This window comes from Eubacterium ventriosum, from assembly GCF_025150745.1.
Classification (GTDB): Bacteria; Bacillota; Clostridia; order Lachnospirales; family Lachnospiraceae; genus Eubacterium_G; species Eubacterium_G ventriosum.
Genome location: NZ_CP102282.1, coordinates 722,039 through 739,408 on the forward strand (window position 1 = coordinate 722,039; position 17,370 = coordinate 739,408).

The window sequence follows — 17,370 nt, forward strand, 5'->3', positions numbered from 1 at the left end:
GAAAAAAGCCCGCACAAAACAGACTGTTTGCACGAGCGAATGAATTTATATATCTAATTAACGATTTTATTGATTGCTTTTTCCATTTATAGCCGATAGATTTCTTTAAAACATTCCATGAAACATACTCCTTGATTTACACATCAAAATTATTTTCCAAAATCATAAAGTATATTTCTAAATAATTTCTAAATGTACCATAGACTTCTTTGTTTGATGTGGATAGCATAAAAACCTTATGATACAATATCTAATTAAAGGAGATGAAATCACATGAATAAAATTGCTATTATTGAAGATGATATAGACATTTGCAATATGATTGCAAAATTCTTAGAAAATAATAAATATATCGTTCATTATGCCTTGAATGGTGCAGAGGGCATAGAATTATGTAAATCGCTTGTTCCAGATTTAATAATACTTGATATTATGTTACCGAAGTTAAATGGAAATGATGTATTACAGAGATTGCGTAAATTTACAAACGCTCCTGTCATTGTTGTTTCCGCCAAAACAATGGTACAGACAAAAATAGATTTATTAAAATTAGGTGCTGATGATTATATGACTAAGCCGTTTGACCTGCATGAGCTTCTTGCTCGTATTGAAGCAAATTTGAAAAGGACTTCAAATACGTCCTGTCAAAATGATACTTTGACATATAGAGATATTGAAATCAATAACTCTCTAGTTTATATCAAAGAGGTATTAGTATCTTTTACATCAACCGAGTTAAAGATTTTAAGACTATTATTGCAATATCCGCAAAAAATTTTTTCAAAGCAAAATTTATATGAATCCATTTGGAATGAAACTTATGCTTATGATGATGATACGATAAATACCCATATCAGTCATATTCGTAAAAAAATTAAGGCGATTACAAATGAAGATTATATACAAACCATTTGGGGAATCGGTTATAAAATTAAATAACTTTAGATTTTCTTTAGACTTATTAGATATAGTGGCATAGAAAGGAGTGTTTAGAATGACAAAATTTATATGCGAAACAAAAAATCTAAGCAAAAAATATAAAGATTTCTATGCTTTAAAGAATGTGAACTTAACTATTCCAAAAGGAGAAATCTACGGTCTTGTAGGCGAAAATGGGGCAGGAAAAACGACTTTAATCAGGTTATTAACAGGTCTTAATTTTAAGAGCGAGGGAGAAATTATCCTATTTGGACATCAGGATAATCTGCAACATGAAAGGTCAAAAATCGGTTGCACGATTGAAATGCCTGCGTTATATAAGGATATGACAGCTTCTCAAAATTTGGAAGTACAAAGAATACAACGAGGTATTCCAAATAAAAAATGTATTACCGATACTCTAGAGTTGATAGGCTTATCCAATGCTGGTAAAAAAAGAGTAGCAAACTTTTCTTTAGGAATGAAACAAAGGCTTGCTTTAGGCGTTGCATTATTAGGCGAGCCAGAATTTTTGATTTTGGACGAACCCGTCAACGGACTTGACCCAACAGGAATTATTGAATTAAGAGAACTTCTTAAAAAATTAGTAAAAGAACGAGAGGTAACGATTTTAATATCCAGCCATATATTAAGTGAATTACATCAGCTTGCTACCTGTTACGGATTTCTTCATAAAGGAGAACTTTTGAAACAAATTTCTACCGAAGAATTAAACGAAGAATGTAAACGCCATATTTGTTTAAGGACAGATAATATCCAAAAAACCACTCTTTTATTAGAGCAAAAGGGAAATATTAACAATTACTCCGTTTACCCCGATAATTCTATTCGGATATACGAGTGCTTAGATAATGTAAGAATGATTTCTAAATTACTATCCAGTAATGGAGTTATTATTGATGAAATTTCTGTGCAAGGAGAAAATTTGGAAACATACTTTGAAAATCTAATAGGGGGACGAAAAAATGTTTAATCAAATAAGAGCAGAATTTTATAAGTTATTTCATACAAAGGCATTGTACTTAACCTTTGCTTTGATTTTAGCAGTCTTTGGAATTTTCTCCATAGGCGGTCAGCAACAATTTGTGGCATCAAGTTCAAGTTTAGACGAAACATGGAAAATAGGAGAAACTGTTGGATTTCTTGCTCGTGCTTATAGCGATACAGCACACCCATTGATTGAAGAAATAATAAGGACAGCCACATCTTATACTGTATTTTTCTGGCTGATTGTTCTTATATTTTCTGTCATTTTCTTTTCAAGAGAATATACGGATTCAACAATTAAAATTGCAATCGCAAGCGGACAAAGCCGAATTAAGTTTTTTGTTGCGAAATATATTGTGATTTCGATTACCAGTATATTTCTATACTTTTCATTTATTATGATTGCATTTATAATAGAATGTGCGAAATTTAATATTCCAATACAACTGTTTCCAATGCTGAAAATTGCAGGACTAAATTGTATGATTATGGGAGCATTTATCGGAATTACACTTATGTTATGTGTAATATTCAAACATACGGCAATCGTTGTAGGTGCTATGTCATTGTTTACATTTAGCGGACCGCTTATCTATATGATGACATGGGATAATATGTCAACTCAATCATGGAGAGTTCTAACCTATTTAAAAATAAATCCTATGTATTACTGGATGAATACCTGTTCTTATAATATGATAAATAATTTAGAAATCAATATTTTGATTTATTTCGTGGGAACTGTAATTATTACATTTCTTGTTTCAGCATTGATACTAAGAAAGCAAGAAATACGCTAATCATAACAGAAAGGGGAAATGCGAATATGTTATATTTCTTATTGATTTGCTTTATTTTCATATTAGCATTTTCCTTATTCTCTATTATCAGAACAATTCGCAACATAAATAAGCAAATAAAGCAACAACGGAAAATACGAGTATCTTTATCAAATAGGGACATTGAAGAATTAGCTTATGCAATCAATCAAAAAGATAATCTACATAAAAAATTACAGGTTCAAATTAAGCAGGAAGAAGAACAGTTAAAACAGTCTATATCTAATATAAGCCACGATTTAAGAACACCTTTGACATCTATACAAGGCTATTTAACACTTCTGCAAGAATGTGAAGATAAACAGGAACAAGGACAATGCATTAAAATCATTAAGGCAAAAACAGATTATCTCACGGATTTAGTACAAGAGTTTTATGATTTATCTGTGATAGAAAATGAGCAAGTTGATGTTGAATGTGAGCGTGTTGACATAAATAGAATTGTTACAGATTGCTTAATTGAAAAGTATTATGAATTTGGAGAAATCCAACCAACCATTCAAACAGAAAATACTCCTGTATGGATATACGGAAATAACCTTATCTGTAAACGAATTATTGAAAATTTAATTGTAAATGCACTTCGTTATTCAGATAATTACATTGAAGTTTCTATCAATCAAAAAGGAGTGTTCACAATTAAAAATTCAACAAAATCCCTTGATGATATTGATGTAAACTTATTATTTAACAAGTTTTATACTGTTGATAAATCACGCACCAAAGGAAGTTCTGGTCTGGGCTTGTATATTGTAAAGGAATTGCTGAAAAAGATTGACGGTAAAATTGAAAATGTAAGTTACGAAAAAAATATTTTGTCTATTAGCATTTGTTTTCCCTTGTATAATGATAAAAAGTTACTGTGATCAGAACATCTGAATACAGTAACTTTTTTAGTAGCTTTAACTCTCTTTTATAAGTTTTTCAAAATATTCTCTTTTCTTCTCTGGAAGTTGATTTAAAAATTCTTCCAGCCATTTTTCTTCTTCTTCTAAAATTCCCTCGTCCTCATAATACTCTGGATATTCCAAATATATTTCATGTTCTCTTTCTTCTCGTTCTTCGTCAGCTTGTGCTAAGTCCATATATTTTCCAATAAGGAATTGAAGATATTGACTATACCCAAGAGAACTAACTAAATAAGTAATTCGTTCATAGTCTTTCAATGTCATTTCTTTTTTTCCAGTTAAAAGGTCATGGTCGTAAGAAGAACAAACTTCTAAAAATTCCTGTTCCTGCGTTTCTGCTTTTTTCATTGTTCATACGGAATTTTCCATAAGGTAAGAGGTCAGCAGAAGTAGAAGCGATACCCTCAATATCGGTACGAATTATCTTTACCACTTCATTTTTCTTGTATAACTTGCCCTCAACCAATACCGCATTATCATTTAAGGAAATGATGTCAAAGGCAGTATCTTTCAAAGTAGCACTTCCTTGTGGCTTTGTATCGCCCGTTTCTAAATCTCGTTTCTGAATTTTGACACCGCCACGGATAACCTTGTCTGATACGGAAAACTGGTTACTTCCAGTAAGTACGGCAAGGTCGCCGTCCTCTGTAATTTGTGTAAGGTATAAGCCCTTAATCTGTTCGGACTTATCGCCAGCCTGCATATATGCACCGTCCAGCAAGTAACCGTTTGGAGCTTTTGTTTCTTCTACGGTTAGTGTTCCAAGTGGAAGAACTGCCTTGCCGTCCTGCATATAGAAACTGTCGCCAGATACTTTGTATGTGTCCGCTAATTTTGTAACATAATGGATTGTACCGTCGCTGTCTGTTTCGGCGATTGTCTTTGTAACCCATGTTCTTGTAGCTTCGGCAGGGAGATTGTCTTTATTGTAGAAGCCAGTATAATACTTCCATGTAAATTCCGCACCTGCTAAAGAAGCGTTCCCCTGCGGATTGTCTTTCTGTGTTTCCATATCAATCTTGAAGAGTTCAATCAAAGTGTCTGTTACCTTTGGTGTATCTGATACGTTCAAGGTCGCTGTCTTTCCAGCTTCAACCTTTAAGGAATATATATTTGTATCAACCTTATATCCTGCTGGTGCGGATAATTCCTTGATATAGACTGTGTCAGCCTTTACCTCTACGACATCTGTATTTCCGTTTTCATCAGTCGTAAGGGTGGCAAGCTGTTTCGTGCAGTCCTTATCAGCAAAGACACCGTATGTCGCACCAGCGATAGAGTAATTCCCGTTACCGTCTGTAATGCTGGTATTACTGGAAGTCTTTTGAAGTTTCGCATTTCCAACATTGAGTTTCGCCCAGAATTGTCCCAATTCCTGCCCCTCGCCAGAGTAGATATAACCGCCACATTCATAGCGTCCTTTATTCTCTTTGACAAAGGCTCTTGCACCAGAGAAAACTTCGTCCTGCGTAGCTTTTGGAATTTCATCATAAGAAGCTCGCACGTTGTCGCACTGCCAGCCAAGATGTACGCTCAATCTCTGCCAGACCACACATTGTTCCAACAGATAGACTTGCTTGTAGTTCAATTCCTTGTGAGTTTCGCCATACTGTTTGACATACTCTAAGGATAACGCCACATCTGAAATCTGGTTGGCACTCATACGTGAGCTTGCGTCAGCTCTGGTCTTGTAACCATTCTTAAAATCTGTATTGATGTCGATACAATAGGCAGTTTCGCCCTCGACTTTCATATAGCCCTCATTGAATGTCGAACCGATAGAACCGTCATTCATTACTTTTTCAATGATACCGACACGCTCTGCACTTTCCGTCCAGTATTGCTTACTTTCTGCATGGACGGGTGTAGTCGGTAAAGCAGTAACGACAGTTGCAAGAGCTAAGAAGCCCGTACACAATCGTTTTAACATCTTTTTCATAAAATCTAATGCTCCTTTCATTTTGGGTATAAAAATAGACGCTCATTTCTGAACGTCTACATTATTGAAAGGCTTGTCCTCTCACACATATTCTATTTTAATAGGTACAACAGTTGCCTTTCTCCTTGTATTTTCGTTGTTTTCATCACTTGCGTTATCTACAACCTCCATGTGGTGGGGAAGAAATCTCTAATAGATATTCCACATTGGCCCGAACATTATGAAGTTCTTTCATATCATTTTTGGCCTGCTTATAGGCAGAATAGGCTTTCCGTTTTTGTTCCAGAAGATCGGTGTATTCCTCTCGGAGAGATTTGACAGAGGGGAGCTTTTTGATTCCCAGTTCGTCAAAATGATTCTTCGCTGTCTGGTGCAGTAAGATTTCCGCCTCATGTGCAACACGGAATTAAAAGGCTGAGCGCCAGCGGAAAAGATACCTCCTGTCTACGCATTTAGGGCGTTAAAAGTCCACGGAAATCAAGGGTTTTTCCGCATGGCCGGCAGGCAGGTGGATAAAGTTATCCTGTTCCCCGCAAAACGGGGTTCTAAATGCGGGAAAAAGGACAAAAAAGAAGCGCCAGATGCAGAGGCTTTGATACCTCTGCGCCCGGCGCTTTTTCAGCCTATTAGCTGATCTACATAGGTAATTAGAGGGTGCAGATGTTTCAGGCGAAACATCTCAAATAACTTATCTGGATTTACCCATTGAACATCCACAACTTCTGTTTCCTGTAAACGCATTTCTTCAATCTTTATATCCTTATGAAATAGCCAAACATCGTAAAAATCCTGCACATTTTCCCGTCTGCTCTGATAAATCAATTTTTCACTTCCGGGAGTAAGCAGTATTCCTAATTCTTCTTTTACCTCTCGGATTGCTCCTTGTAAACTGGTTTCCCCGGAAAGTACAGAACCACCCGTACATTCCCAATAAAGAGGGTATTGCTTTTTCGGATGCCGCTGTGATAAAAGATACTGCCCCTGCTGGTTGACGATCCATACACTCACAGATAAATGATACAGCCCTTTGGGTATGATTTCTCCACGGCACACTGTTATTCCAGACTTTTCCCGTTTTGCATTATATAAATCCCATTTTTCCATTTTCATACCTCTTTGTGTGGGATCGGTGCTTGCCGAAAATCAAGTAAGTAAATATCCGCAATCCTTTCTATTTCTGTACGCTGATCTGCGGAATACTTATCATAAATCCCGCCTGCTAACATACGGGCTGCCTTTGCGCTTTTAATTGCTGGAAGCACATCATCAAACACAATACAGTGTTCAGGTGCAACCCCTAATTTTCTTGCGGCCAATTCAAAGACATCCGAATATTCTTTTCCCCGCTGAACCTCATCTGTTGAACATAGAGCGTCAAATAATTCTAAAATAGAATTGTTCTTTAAGCATGGAATATAGAGCTTTTCCGGCAACCCCGTAGCAACTGCAAGTTTTATTCCATGTTCTTTTAAGCGCAGAAGATAATCAAGGGCATGGGGCAGCAGACCGACATGGTTACTGTATTCCTCGACCGCCATATTATTCCATTCCTCAATAATTCCCTCTACCGTTTCCTGCAATCCAAAAAGATCAATGGTATATTGTGCGGCTTCCTCAAAACTCCTTGCACATATTTCAGTTACATAATTTTCCGGGACGGGAAGATTTCTCTTTTTCAAAAACTGAATATCTATATGCTCCCATACATCCATTGAATCCAGAATTGTTCCATCTAAATCAAAGATTGCCGCATTAAAATCCATTTTTCTTTTCCTTTCCGCAAAATAAATCTTTCAGTTCCGCAGCAGCAGCTTTTATATCAGACTGCGCTATGATGGCAGATACAACAGCCAGCCCGTCAATTCCCATGGGCTTGAAACGCCCTGCATTTCCCTTATTGATACCGCCAATAACAACTATCGGCAAAGAAACGGCTGCGCGGATTTTCTGTAATTCTTCCATTGATACAGAATCAGCGTCGGTTTTAGTTCCAGTAGGGAACATTGCGCCAACTCCCAAATAATCTGCACCATCCTGTTGTGCCTGTATTGCTTCTGCAATGGAAGATGCGGATACTCCCAACAGCATATTTTCCCCAATTACTTTGCGGACGGCAGCCGCAGGTAAATCATGCTGTCCAATATGTACCCCCGTAGCCTGCACAGCCATTGCAATATCTATCCGGTCGTTTATGATAAGGGGAATATGGTATTTATCCGTAACCTGTTTCACGGCAACAGCCTGATTGTAAAATTCTAATGAGGACAATTCTTTTTCTCGGAGTTGTATCATTGTGCAGCCTCCTAAAATTGCCTGTTCCACCGCTTCTGTCAGGCTATCGCAGCTCATTAGTTGACGATCAGTAACAAGATAAAGTGTATAATCAAAGTTCATTTTGCACCTGCCTATTCTTTAGATAAACCATGCTGATACAATTCGTAGAAATGGTGCGTCGGGCCACAGCCTTTCCCAATCGCAAGAGAGTGTTCGATTGCCATTGTGACATATGCCTTTGCAGATTCGACTGCAAGCGGAACACTTTTTCCCTTTGCAAGCTGGGAAGCGATTGCAGAAGAAAAGGTACAGCCTGTCCCATGAGTATTTTTCGTATCAATGCGGGATGTTTCAAAATGGTAGAAATTTTCTCCATCAAATAGGACATCAACAGCATTTCCTATATGATGTCCACCCTTGACAACAATCGCCTTACAACCCATGGCATATATTTTTCTTGCGGCAGCCTCCATATCTGAAACTGTGGAAATCTGCATATCCGCTATTTTCTCTGCCTCTGGAATATTCGGAGTAAGTACATCGGCAAGTGGAATTACTGTGTCTATCAAGGTGGAAACCGCCGTAGGATTCATCAATGGGCAGCCATTTTTGGCATACATAACCGGGTCGATTACAACATTTTGGGGCTTATATTGTAATAGTTTCTTTGCCACCGCTTTCATACATTCTGGTGTAGAAAGCATACCGATTTTTACTGCGTCCACTTCAATATCTTCAAATACGGCGTCAATCTGTTTTTCAATCATATCCGGGGTAATATCTTGGATGTCGATAACGCGGCTGGTGTTCTCTGCAACAACAGAAACAATAACACTCATTCCAAATACGCCGTGAGCAGAAAAAGTTTTCAAATCAGCCTGAATACCTGCACCTCCGCTGCAATCTGATCCGGCAATGGACAATACTTTTTTCATTTTGCATTTTCCTCCATTCTCTCGTTCCGATAGGCCATCTTCCAAAAAGCAAGTTCTAACAAACTTGCTTTCTCAAAAATATCAGCCAGATACTTTTTATTTGCTTCTGATAACCCAGCACATTTATGCTCTGCAAAAGCAGACCATTCTTTGCAGCTTTCTGCATATTGTTCATCGGCATAATCTTTGATAAAGTCCCAATATCTTGATTCTCTGCTTGTGGGGACAGACGCCAGTTTGCGGAATATATAGCTGTAACTTAACATACAGGGAAGAACCGCCATTAAAATTTCTTCATTCTTTCCATGTGACGCAATCTCAAACATGAAATCAATGTAATTTTGATTTTCAGGCAAAGGGGCGATCAGTTCAATATCATCATCTGTTATGCAAAATTGCTTTAGATAATCCAGCCGCACTTCCGATTCCGTATCATTTACAAAGTTCAGCATGGAGTAGTAAAGCTGAATTTCTCTTAATGTAGCAGCATGAAAAATTGCCTTTCCGTATATGCGGGCATAGTTTTTCAGATAGATACTATCCTGAATCATATATCTCTTGAATTTTTCAAGAGGTAGCTTTCCAGTTTGCACTTCCTGCACAAATGGGGTAGCTGCACATTCTTCCCAAATGGGGATGTTGTGGGTTAAGATGTCTTTCATAAATGCCATGTTTGATCCTCCTAAGATAAAAAAATAGAGCCTCTAAAACAATTAGAAGCTCTTTCAGACGCAATACGAGCGTAAGAAATTGCTTCCCTACGCCGGTATTAGCCGACAGGTCCAGAGGTCAGGTCTTACCTTTTTCAACTTGTTCAGTTCCCTCGCAAACACATATCATATCTTATTCAATTAAAAAAGGACATTCCCAAAACAGAGAATGTCCAAAAAATACGAATCTGTATTCTTCAGCTCCCTGCGTTGGTATTAGCCAACAGGTTCAAAGGGTCAGGTTTTAACCTTCTCAACTACAAGGTAGTCCCCCTGCTTGAGTATTATTATAGTTAAGAAGTCCCGGAAAGTCAAGGTCTATAGAATTCAAGTTAGCAAACCTTATTGACGGGATTTTTCTGTGCTGCGCTGCGGTTGTGGTGGGGAAGAAATCTCTAATAGGTATTCCACATTGGCCCGAACATTATGAAGTTCTTTCATATCATTTTTGGCCTGCTTATAGGCAGAATAGGCTTTCCGTTTTTGTTCCAGAAGATCGGTGTATTCCTCCCGGAGAGATTTGACAGAGGGGAGCTTTTTGATTCCCAGCTCGTCAAAATGATTCTTTGCCGCCTGGTGCAGCAGAATTTCAGCTTCATGTTCTGTTCGGAATTTTTTGCTGTACCCGGCTTTGCGATATTCTACATAGACAGCCCGCGTTTTCGCATAGTTTACGATCTGTTTTTGCAGCTCGGCATTGGCGTTCATTTTTGACTCCAGATCTTTGATCTGAACGGATAAGGTATTGAAATTAGTGGTAGTGGCGTTGGCTTTTTCCAGAAGATCCTCATAACCCATATCGCCATGTTCTTTTAAGTAGAGCACTGCCTGAGAAAGCTGCTTTAGATTGAACACTTTTGCCCAGCGCTCATAACCAGGGCCCTTGCCGGAACGGATTGCAGCTTCAATATCAACCAGCAATCCAACTTTGGAAACCGTTTTTTTAGAAAAGGCATGGCGGGGTTTTACTGTCCGTGTACCGGCAATCCGTTCTTTGATGGCCTGTTCTGTATAATCGCCTTTGAGCGTATCGCATCGGGTATAATTTTCTTGTCCCGGAACTCGGAACCGAAGATGTTTTCTTTCACGGTTGACTTCCAGCCCAGCAGTTTCCAGCTTCTGTAGAAGTTCCTCAAAATCTTTTGGCTTTTCCTCTAATGCAGCATCAATAGCAATGCGTATCTGCTCCTGAAAGGAAGGCTGCTTTTTATTTCCCAGCCATGTGCCATAATGCTCCCGGCTGGGTTTCGGATTTTCTACAATCGAAAGTCCATGCTCCAAACACAGCTTGTCATTCATTCGCCGGATTGCCCAGGTAGAGCCCCAGAAGTTGCGAAATTTTTTCTGACAGTCCAGTGTAGTAGAGTTGATAATGATGTGATTATGGACATGGTGCTTATCCACATGGGTGCAGACAACAAAGGCATGGTTTCCTTTTGTGAGCTTCAGTGCCAGCTCCCTGCCGATCTGATTAGCTTCTTCTGGCGTAACTTCGCCGGGCTTAAATGCCTGACGGAGATGGTAGGCGATCACATCATCTGCACCCTGATTTCTGCCGGTCAGATTTGCATACTGTCGTTTGGACAGAAGAAACTCTGCATCAGCAAGCCGGGTATCACACTCATAGCCATAAATGAATTTTCCAAAATCGGTTTTCTGCGGATTTTCTACATAATCAATAATATCTGAGATCGCAGTAGAGATATTCCGACCTTTTCCTACATGCAGAGGCATCAGTCTTGTGGTCGCTATTTTCGTCACCTCCTTAACTTAATTCCAATCAGAGAAGTTATAATTGCAGAAAAAGAGCGGGGCTGCCTATGCGCCCCGCCAAATCTGCTTAACCAAATATAAAATCCTTTAAGGCACTGTTTGCCCCGCCAATGATCCCTACCAGCCATGCAGCCGCCAGAGGCAGACCGTATGGACTGATAAGAAAGGCGATCATAAGCCATGCAAGACCCGGCAAAAATCCTGCGACAAAGAACAGCACCAATGCCGCCAGAAAGATGATCCCAGAAAGAATCCCAAGTACCGCACCGGAAAGAACCACTAAAAATTTACATACCAGATAAAGAATCCCCGTAACCAGCATAAAGGGAAGTGCCAGTAATTTACCTATCAAACGCATACGCTTTGCCTCCTTTCAGAAGGGCATCTGCCCTTATAAAAATTTTACCGTGACGGCAAAAAGAAAGCAACGGCTTTCCGGCTGTTTATGAAATGTTTGCAAATCCCCGGATCAGTTTGTCCATGCCATCCCAAAGGCTGTCCAGACGGGTGCGGATGTCATCTATATCTGCGGCATAAATATTGCCGGTCTCATTGGCCCGTCTGGTATATTGGTTTAAGTTATTGGAACAAATGCGGAGAAGCCGGATCATTTCCTGAATATCTCCCATATCAAGGTGAATGATGTAACCGTCTACGGCCATCTTTCGCAGATATGCCGACAGGTTGGTAATGCCAAGTTCCGCCATGCGTTCTTTTACCAGTTCGGCCTCCGGTTCGGACATGACAAATTCGACGCGGACGGATTTTTTGTTATGCCCGCCCTTCATCGTTCCAACCCTCTTTTATGAGATGAGACCTCCTGTGTTGAAACCACCGTCTTTGCTCTTTTGAGTTTTTCCCGCAGGGTGGTCTTTTCCAGCTTATCAAGATATTCCTCCAGATTTCCGGCTGTCGCATGATAGCTGCGTTTGAAGCGTTCCCGTTTTAGAATCATCATCAGCTCCGGCTCATTTTCCGGCAGATAAGTCATTGTTTTAGGGGCTCCATGCTCTGGCATAAACCGGTTCATAAGCTGTCTCCGTTCCTGATAGGGAATCGTGATAACATTTCCATCCGCAAATGCAACGGCTACATTTCCGATTGGACAGGTCAGCTTTTTCATCCGTTCCACATGTTCTCTATAATTTAGCGGATAGAGATTGCCAAATATTTTTCCGTCCCTGACTTCTTTCAAAGAGATGGCATAAGCCAAAACGGGATCATTTGTCTGTTCCTGGTAAAACCGCCACACTTTATTTTCATGGCTTCCATCCAGATAAACTTCCCGTTCGCGCAGGGTATAGGTTCCGCAAGGGCGTGACATCCAAAGAAGCTGTTTATCCTCTGAACGGTCTGACACAGCCAGTTTTGAAATCAGTTCCTTATCCAGGTCAAAGTCCTCTTTATAATGTTGGGTATGAAGATCTACGATACGGGAAAGAGCACCCAAAAGATCTACATCCTCAAATCTTACCCTGGCCATCAGCGTTCCCTTTCCGGCACAGGAGGGATCATCTGCCTTGCTTCATGCTCCGGTTTGTCTGCTTTCAAACGGTCCATCAAAGACGGCTTTGCTTCCGGCACCAGCTCCCGGATTTCTTCATCCGTCTGTCCGTCTGTCAGATCCGGGCGCACAGGAGGTTCGTTGTTCAGCCTGCCATCCAGCATATTGTAGTTCCCGGTTTGTCCTTCCTCATAAAGTTCCGCATTGCGAAGATAACTTTCCGGCGCCTGAAACGGCTGTCCGGCAAACAGAATTTCTCTTTGGGTGGTAAACTGTGCAAGGACCCCATTTTGCAGTCTCGCAAATTCTTCATACTGGCGCAGGGTAAGCCCTCGTTCCAGCATTTCCGCCTGGGTATGCGCCCAGCCTTCTCCATAGAGAAAATAGTACATGTCGGGCTGATCACAGACAAAACACAGGGAACCGTCCTGATTGTCATAGTAAGATGGCTGCATATTCTGGTAATGGCAGCGTTCCTCACGCCCCAAATACACACGGTTGTCCGCACCCAGCATAGCGACCATACCCGCGTAATTACTATGGACCGCAGAGCGGATTTCTACCAGCGGATCTGTTTGAGAAGGAATCTGTCTGCCCGGAATCTCATTTTGTTTTTCCGCTGCATCATTTCTTGGTATCACTTCTTCATGGCTGCGTGCATCCAGCTCCGGTTGAGATGTTCCTTTCCGAACAGCACCGGGCTCCGGTTCTTTTTCTTTCACATAGTATCGGACATTTGCTGTCGTATGTTCGTTGGCTTCCTTTGCATAGTTTTCAGCAGCAGCTTTGGTATCAAACTCCAACGGTTTTCCATTTTCCTTGCACCAGCTTTGTGCCGGTCCGAAAATAGAAGTGCTGCTTCGTACTGCCCATACACCATAGGTCCGTTTCTTTTCCATTCCGCATCCCTCCTTATCGTTCCTGCTGTTTGGAAGTTTGTTGCTTTTTTACCGGGTCTGCCGGTTTTGTTGCTTTTAGCTGCTGACGGAGAGAATTCTTATGCTCCAGTTCGGAATCTGTGATGTTGACATATTCGCCAATGATACAGAGCGCTTCTCCATAACTGCCGGAAACAAATACCCGATCAGACATTTCTTTTGCCTGTTCTTTCAAACCATGCTCCCGCAAAGTACGGGAAGCAATACCCAGCAGATTAAAAATGTTCCCATCTGCTCCGATCAGCGGACAATCCGGTTTATCTGCCAACGCTTCCGGTGTTTCTATAAATCCGCCTAAATAATTCGGCACAAAGTCCGACAGCCATGTGCCGCCATAGACTTCATGGGTCTGTAAACGCCACAGGGCAAGTTTTCCTATATCCAGTTTCACATCATCAAACGGGTAAAGCAGACAGGTCAGTTCGCCGTGCTGAAAAGCAGCCACATTCTCAAACTGACAGCCATCTTTCAATATGCCTGCTTTTGTCAGCATTTCATTGATCCCGTCCACCCACTCTGTCAGATCCCCGCCACAGCCCTGTAAAATCAGTCCTTCCTTATCCGGCATGCGGCGAAGGTCCTCCGCGGTAATCGTGTTGATATTCAAAAAATCGCCTCCTATCGTTTTTGTTAAAATATATGTTTTGTCCGCAACTTAACCTCATTTCAAAGCACCGGAGTATTCTTATACAGCTCCCTTGAAAACAGGTGCAAAAAGCCCTTGAAAATCAAGGACTTTTAAGGCTAAGTTGCGGACATATCATGGTTGGTTTTGCCGCTTCCGGCGTTTGCGTTCCCGCTCGGATTTCCGTCTTGCATAGACCCGGCAGGCAGCGGAACAATATGCCTGGCTGGTTGTAGGAAGATATGCCTTTCCACACACAGGGCATATTTTCTGTCTCATGGAGGTGTCCTCGCCGGTAATGGCTGATTCCAGTGCTGCATCCACCGGCAGCACCGCTTTTTCAAAGTACCTGCAATAAGCACCGGTCCACCATTTATTCAGCATGTAACAAGGGCTGTCCAGAGGAAGGCAGATCTTATCCTGGGAGTCATAGTTGGCGCAAAGCTCCGTAACCAGCTTTCGGATCGTAGCCCGCTCCGAGCGGTTCAATTCTCTCTCCGCCATAACGCCTACCTTTCCGGGGCTCTGCTTTGCCGACCGCTGGAAATTTCGGTTGTATCAGTAACATTCCTGGGCTGTGAAAGGGCATCGGCGATAGAGTTCCGCTTTTTCTGTTTTGGTTCATGGTAAATAAAAAGTTCATTTTTTCCTGGTACATACAACAATCCATTTTCTTCGCAGCGGAAAATATCACATTCTTTGTCTGTTGAAACGGTATAAAAGTCTTTGTAATCATAAGGTGCTTTTTGCCGATCCTGATAGGTACACAGCCCTAAGTTGGGGTCACTTGCCAGCCGTTTCGATATGGCGAAAAAGTCGCCTTCTTTTTTGTGAAATTTTCGTATGGGCGTGAAGTGATAACCGCCATATTCAAAGGTTTTTCGATCGCTCATTTACGCCTGCCTTTCTTTACTGGAAATTCCAGCTTGAAATTCACATATTTACCGCCGGTATCATCCAGAATCACTTCCGCATCATAGGTCTTTCCTGTTTTTTCACTGTAAAGCCCGGACATAGAAATACGGCCCTCTTTCAAAAGAGCCGCTGCCACAGACTTTGTGATGGATTTTTTCTTGCTGGAAAAGAAACGGTTATCTTTCCAAAGAGCAAAAGAACATTCCCTGTTGTCGCAGAAAAAACCTTTCTTTCCTTCATATACCGGGGCTCCGCAGCGAGGACATACCCCTACGGCTTCATGTGCAGTTCCTCTGGAAGAAGGAAACAGATCCGCAAAACGTTCTTCCGGGGTAGTATGTTCTTTTACCAGCGTCCGGCTCATATCTGCAATCTGATCCATAAAAGATGTTGCCGACAGTTCGCCATGTTCCACTTGTTTCAGCATGGATTCCCATTCTGCAGTTAAGATGGGAGATTTGATATTGTCCGGCAGGACTGCGATCAGGTTCTTTCCTTTTTCCGTAGGAATGAGCTGCTTTTTCTTTCGCTGTACAAATCCGGCAGAAACCAGCTTTTCCAGTGTTGCCGCACGGGTAGCCGGAGTACCCAATCCTTTACGCTCGGCATCTTCCGGCATATCTTCCGCACCGGCAGTCTCCATAGCGGACAGCAGTGTGTCCTCCGTATAGTGTTTCGGCGGTGAAGTTTTCCCTTCACGGAGACTTGCTGATACAGCTTCAAAAGTCTGTCCTTCCTGCAGCACAGGGAGAGCGACAGCTTCATTTTCTTTGTGTTCCGTTTCACTCTGCCTGATACTCATACGGTGAATCCGTTCCACCTCTTTCCAGCCGGACTGTAAAATAGTCTTTCCTTTTGCCGTAAAAGTATATCCCTGGCAGTCCAATATAGCGGTGACCGCTTCAAATCGGTGTACCTGCGTTGTGGCACAAAGCAGTCTGACGACAAGCAGGGTAAGCACATCCCGCTCCCCGGAAGGAAGCTCTGACAGGTCTGTCCGTGCGATTTCCACAGTTGGGATAATGGCATGGTGGTCAGTCACTTTGCTGTCATCTGTTACCCGGTCAATGTCCGGCTCTCCGGCGTAGCCTTTTCCAAAGGTCATATTGTCACGCAGCCACAGGATCAGGGAAGCGGCGGTTGCCTGCATGTCCTTCGTCAAATACTGGCTGTCCGTTCTCGGATAGGTTGCCAGCTTCTTTTCATAGAGAGATTGCACATAATCAAGGGTCTGTTGAGCCGTATAGCCATAAATACGGTTACATTCCCTTTGCAGAGTTGTAAGGTCATAAAGGCGGGGAGGCTGTATAGTTTTTACCTGCTTTTCCACAGAACGCACAAAAGCGGAGTTGTGGTCACAGTCCATACGGATTTTTTCAGCCTCGGATCGTTCCGTCATTTTTTCGCCGGAAGCAGTAAAACCTCCGCAGGTGATTTCCGGCACATAAAAAGGCTTACTGATGAAGGATTCAATATCCGACTCACGCTGTACCAAAAGTGCCAGTGTCGGTGACATAACACGGCCGACATTTAGGGTGACACCATACAGGACAGAAAAAAGCCGGGTGGCATTGATCCCGATCAGCCAGTCGGCTCCTGCCCGGCAGACCGCCGCATCATAGAGCTTATCGTAATCACTGCCGGGGTGGAGATGGTCAAAGCCCTCACGGATCGCCGCATCCTCCATACTGGAAATCCAAAGGCGCTCCATAGGCTTTTTACATCCGGCATATTCATAGACCAGACGGAAGATCAGTTCTCCTTCTCGTCCGGCATCCGTAGCGCATACCACGGAATCCACCCGTTTGTCCTTCATCAATCGGCACAAAAGGGCAAGCTGCGTTTTCTTATCCTTTGGCACTTCATATTTCCAGTTTTCCGGTAGGATCGGAAGATCCTCATACCGCCATTTGGCGTACTGTTCTTTGTAAGCCTCCGGCTGTGCCAGTTCCAAAAGATGTCCCACGCACCAGCTCACCAGATAGCCGGAACCTTCGAGATAACCGTCTTTTCTTTCCGTTGCGCCTAATACTGCTGCCAGTGACATAGCAACAGAGGGCTTTTCTGCAATCACAAGTTTCAAT

At 41.7% G+C, this 17,370-nt stretch carries 19 protein-coding genes, 1 pseudogene and 1 riboswitch; of the genes and pseudogenes, 4 read left to right on the top strand and 16 right to left on the bottom strand.

Going from position 1 to position 17,370, the window contains the following annotated elements:
- The first annotated feature begins 273 nt into the window (after window positions 1-273).
- Genes NQ558_RS03160 through NQ558_RS03175 form a run of 4 tightly spaced genes read left to right on the top strand, consistent with a single transcriptional unit; the run spans window position 274 to window position 3,631 of the window.
- Window positions 274-939, top strand: a complete 666-nt coding sequence (locus tag NQ558_RS03160; protein WP_004611595.1) for a response regulator transcription factor — start codon at window positions 274-276, stop codon at window positions 937-939.
- A gap of 55 nt (window positions 940-994) precedes the next feature.
- Window positions 995-1,912 carry an ABC transporter ATP-binding protein gene (locus NQ558_RS03165; RefSeq protein ID WP_005361150.1) on the top strand — a complete coding sequence of 306 codons (918 nt, stop codon included), beginning with the start codon at window positions 995-997 and terminating at the stop codon, window positions 1,910-1,912.
- Window positions 1,905-2,726, top strand: a complete 822-nt coding sequence (locus tag NQ558_RS03170; RefSeq protein ID WP_004611593.1) for an ABC transporter permease — start codon at window positions 1,905-1,907, stop codon at window positions 2,724-2,726. Before NQ558_RS03165 ends, NQ558_RS03170 begins: the two co-directional genes overlap by 8 nt.
- A gap of 26 nt (window positions 2,727-2,752) precedes the next feature.
- Window positions 2,753-3,631, top strand: coding sequence for a sensor histidine kinase (locus tag NQ558_RS03175; RefSeq protein WP_004611592.1), 879 nt, complete (start codon window positions 2,753-2,755; stop codon window positions 3,629-3,631).
- Window positions 3,632-3,667: 36 nt separating this feature from the next.
- On the opposite strand, the gene NQ558_RS03180 is transcribed toward NQ558_RS03175, so the two are convergent.
- The 16 genes and pseudogenes from NQ558_RS03180 to NQ558_RS03255 all read right to left on the bottom strand — a co-directional run bounded on the left by NQ558_RS03180 (window position 3,668) and on the right by NQ558_RS03255 (window position 17,369).
- Window positions 3,668-4,021 carry a hypothetical protein gene (locus tag NQ558_RS03180; RefSeq protein ID WP_005361149.1) on the bottom strand — a complete coding sequence of 118 codons (354 nt, stop codon included), beginning with the start codon at window positions 4,019-4,021 and terminating at the stop codon, window positions 3,668-3,670.
- Between the two features lie 4 nt (window positions 4,022-4,025).
- Window positions 4,026-5,612 (bottom strand): annotated as a pseudogene (locus NQ558_RS03185) (SrtB-anchored collagen-binding adhesin); the annotation flags it as partial.
- A gap of 618 nt (window positions 5,613-6,230) precedes the next feature.
- Window positions 6,231-6,716, bottom strand: a complete 486-nt coding sequence (locus NQ558_RS03190) for an NUDIX hydrolase (protein WP_223385983.1) — start codon at window positions 6,714-6,716, stop codon at window positions 6,231-6,233.
- 2 nt (window positions 6,717-6,718) lie between these two features.
- Complete coding sequence (locus tag NQ558_RS03195; RefSeq protein WP_005361145.1) at window positions 6,719-7,375, bottom strand: HAD family hydrolase; 657 nt, start codon at window positions 7,373-7,375, stop codon at window positions 6,719-6,721.
- On the bottom strand, window positions 7,365-8,006 hold the full coding sequence (thiE, locus tag NQ558_RS03200) for a thiamine phosphate synthase (protein ID WP_004611584.1): 642 nt from the start codon (window positions 8,004-8,006) through the stop codon (window positions 7,365-7,367). Before thiE ends, NQ558_RS03195 begins: the two co-directional genes overlap by 11 nt.
- Before the next feature lie 11 nt (window positions 8,007-8,017).
- A complete protein-coding gene (gene thiD, locus NQ558_RS03205) occupies window positions 8,018-8,821 on the bottom strand; it encodes a bifunctional hydroxymethylpyrimidine kinase/phosphomethylpyrimidine kinase (protein WP_004611583.1) in 804 nt (267 codons plus the stop codon).
- Window positions 8,818-9,492: a TenA family protein gene (locus NQ558_RS03210; protein WP_004611582.1), complete on the bottom strand. Its 675-nt coding sequence runs from the start codon at window positions 9,490-9,492 to the stop codon at window positions 8,818-8,820. Before NQ558_RS03210 ends, thiD begins: the two co-directional genes overlap by 4 nt.
- Window positions 9,493-9,716: 224 nt before the next feature.
- A riboswitch (TPP riboswitch) is annotated at window positions 9,717-9,816 on the bottom strand.
- A gap of 57 nt (window positions 9,817-9,873) precedes the next feature.
- Window positions 9,874-11,283, bottom strand: coding sequence for a relaxase/mobilization nuclease domain-containing protein (locus tag NQ558_RS03215; RefSeq protein ID WP_040446696.1), 1,410 nt, complete (start codon window positions 11,281-11,283; stop codon window positions 9,874-9,876).
- 88 nt (window positions 11,284-11,371) lie between these two features.
- The gene (locus NQ558_RS03220; protein WP_005361132.1) at window positions 11,372-11,662 is read right to left on the bottom strand and encodes a CD1845 family protein; all 291 of its coding nucleotides are present in this window, start codon (window positions 11,660-11,662) and stop codon (window positions 11,372-11,374) included.
- An 85-nt stretch (window positions 11,663-11,747) separates the two neighbouring features.
- A complete protein-coding gene (locus tag NQ558_RS03225) occupies window positions 11,748-12,092 on the bottom strand; it encodes a plasmid mobilization protein (RefSeq protein ID WP_005361131.1) in 345 nt (114 codons plus the stop codon).
- Entirely contained in the window at window positions 12,089-12,787 is a 699-nt protein-coding gene (locus NQ558_RS03230; RefSeq protein ID WP_005361130.1) for a hypothetical protein, read from the bottom strand. Before NQ558_RS03230 ends, NQ558_RS03225 begins: the two co-directional genes overlap by 4 nt.
- Window positions 12,787-13,707, bottom strand: coding sequence for a DUF4316 domain-containing protein (locus tag NQ558_RS03235; RefSeq protein WP_005361129.1), 921 nt, complete (start codon window positions 13,705-13,707; stop codon window positions 12,787-12,789). Before NQ558_RS03235 ends, NQ558_RS03230 begins: the two co-directional genes overlap by 1 nt.
- Window positions 13,708-13,720: 13 nt before the next feature.
- Window positions 13,721-14,353, bottom strand: coding sequence for a hypothetical protein (locus tag NQ558_RS03240; protein WP_040446595.1), 633 nt, complete (start codon window positions 14,351-14,353; stop codon window positions 13,721-13,723).
- A gap of 153 nt (window positions 14,354-14,506) precedes the next feature.
- Window positions 14,507-14,875, bottom strand: coding sequence for a cysteine-rich VLP protein (locus tag NQ558_RS03245; protein ID WP_055156923.1), 369 nt, complete (start codon window positions 14,873-14,875; stop codon window positions 14,507-14,509).
- Between the two features lie 5 nt (window positions 14,876-14,880).
- Entirely contained in the window at window positions 14,881-15,264 is a 384-nt protein-coding gene (locus NQ558_RS03250) for a hypothetical protein (protein ID WP_025580944.1), read from the bottom strand.
- Window positions 15,261-17,369, bottom strand: a complete 2,109-nt coding sequence (locus NQ558_RS03255; RefSeq protein WP_040446585.1) for a DNA topoisomerase 3 — start codon at window positions 17,367-17,369, stop codon at window positions 15,261-15,263. The genes NQ558_RS03250 and NQ558_RS03255 overlap by 4 nt, the downstream gene beginning before the upstream one ends.
- Window position 17,370 lies beyond the last annotated feature (1 nt).